Source organism: Methanocalculus sp., from assembly GCF_029762515.1.
Lineage (GTDB): Archaea > Halobacteriota > Methanomicrobia > Methanomicrobiales > Methanocorpusculaceae > Methanocalculus.
This window is the reverse complement of sequence record NZ_JARVGN010000365.1, coordinates 1-2,314: the sequence shown is the minus strand read 5'-3', so window position 1 is coordinate 2,314 and position 2,314 is coordinate 1. Positions and strand designations below refer to the sequence as shown.

Genomic DNA, 2,314 nt, shown 5'->3' with positions numbered 1-2,314 from the left:
AGAGATCCTCGGCACCCCGCTGAATGCCATTTACATGGGCGAGGATCGGGAGAAGTTCCGTGACCTGATGAACAGGATAAATGAGCCCGTACCAAAATCGATGATCCTGACACGCCTCGATCAGGTGGATGAAGCATTGAAGACGGTTGGTCTTCCCGCAATCATCCGCCCGGCATATACACTGGGAGGATCAGGCGGTGGTGTTGCCACAACCGTGGAGGAACTCCGACGGATCGTCGAGATGGGGCTTTCAAAGTCAAGGATACGGCAGGTACTTGTCGAAGAGAGTGTCAAAGGCTGGAACGAGATAGAATTTGAGGTGATGCGGGATGCAGCTGACACCTGTATCATCATCTGCGGTATGGAGAATGTCGATCCGATGGGTGTCCATACCGGTGAGAGTGTAGTTGTTGCCCCAATCCTTACACTCCGTGATGACCAGTACCAGATGCTCAGGACAGCCTCCATAAAGATCATCCGGGCACTTGGCGTTCAGGGAGGCTGTAATGTCCAGTATGCCTTTAAAGATGGAGATTACCGGGTTATCGAAGTGAATCCCAGGGTCTCCCGCTCATCGGCACTCGCCTCAAAAGCAACCGGATACCCGATCGCACGGGTCACTGCCAAGATAGCCATTGGGATGAGGCTGGATGAGATCACCAATTCTGTCACCGGATGCACCCCGGCATCATTTGAACCTGCCATCGATTATGTGGTTGTGAAGGTTCCCCGCTGGCCATTTGATAAATTCAAGACCGCTGACCGATCGCTCACCACTGCCATGAAGAGCACCGGTGAAGTGATGGCAATCGGCCGGACTCTCGAAGAGGGATTCAAAAAAGCACTCCGCTCAATCGACACCGATGTTATTACCCACACCAATCCCGATGAAATACGGATGATTCTCCAGCGTCCGACCGATGAGCGATTCTCTACCCTCTTTGACGCGTTTCGAATCGGCTTCTCATTAGAAGAGATTCACACGCTCACCCAGATAGAGCCCTTCTTCCTGGAAAAAATCAGGCATATTGTTCAGATCGAACAATCACTCTCCCCGGAATCAACAGATGAAGATTTGCGATCGGCAAAGAAATTTGGATTCTCAAATACCGAACTTGCTGAACGAACAGGAAAAACCATTGCCGCTCTCGAAGCAATAACCGGCAATCCCACATATAAAATGGTTGATACCTGTGCGGCAGAGTTCCCGGCACAGACTCCCTATTACTACTCAACCTGGGAGACAGGGTGCGAACTGACAAAGAATGATGCACAGAAGATTCTCATCCTTGGATCCGGGCCGATCCGGATCGGGCAGGGGATTGAGTTTGATTACTGCACGGTTCATGCAATCCAGGCGCTCAGGGAACGTGGTGTTGAAGTCCATGTCGTGAATAATAATCCGGAGACGGTCTCAACAGACTTTGATACTTCAGATCGGCTTTTCTTTGAGCCGATGCAGCTTGAGGATGTTATGAACATTCTCCGGAGTGATGGCTATTATGGCGTCATGGTACAGTTTGGAGGGCAGAATTCCGTCAACCTTACTATCCCGATCAGCGAGGAGATCAAACGTCTCGGACTTTCTACCCAGATACTTGGAACAACTCCCGATGCGATGGACATTGCAGAAGACCGTGACCGATTCAGTCTTCTCCTCGAAGAACTTGGGATTCCAAGCCCTGCAAACGGATCAGCCTACTCTGAAGAAGAGGCATTCTCCATTGCAAATCGGATCGGCTACCCTGTCCTTGTACGGCCATCCTACGTCCTTGGCGGCCGGGCAATGGAGCTTGTTCACGATGATATCGAGCTTGGGACCTATATCAAGGAAGCCGTCCGTGTCAGCAAAAAACACCCAGTCCTGATAGACAGGTTCCTGCAGGATGCAGTCGAGCTTGACGTTGATGCAGTCTGTGATGGAACTGATGTCCTGATAGGCGGTATCATGGAGCATATTGAAGAGGCTGGAGTCCATTCAGGGGATTCGGCATGTGTCATACCAACCCAGTCACTCCGTCCCGAGACGATCGCCACCGTTCGGGAATATACCCGGAAACTTGCTCTTGGTCTTGGCGTTGTCGGCCTCATAAATATCCAGTATGCAATCCAGAACAATCAGGTCTATGTACTCGAAGCCAATCCGCGTGCAAGCCGGACAGTGCCCTTTGTATCAAAGGCAACCGGCATTCCACTCGCAAAAATCGCTGCACGGATCATGCTTGGAGAGAGCATATCGGAGATCGGCTACACCGAACGTGATATTCGCCATGTGGCGGTGAAGGAGGTTCTCCTTCCCTTTAACAAACTCCCC

At 51.3% G+C, this 2,314-nt stretch carries 1 protein-coding gene; it reads left to right on the top strand.

Annotation, left to right across the window (positions count from 1 at the left end):
* Window positions 1-2,314 (top strand): carbamoyl-phosphate synthase large subunit (gene carB / locus QCH34_RS10970; RefSeq protein WP_300334072.1); only part of this gene is annotated, 2,314 nt, incomplete at both ends.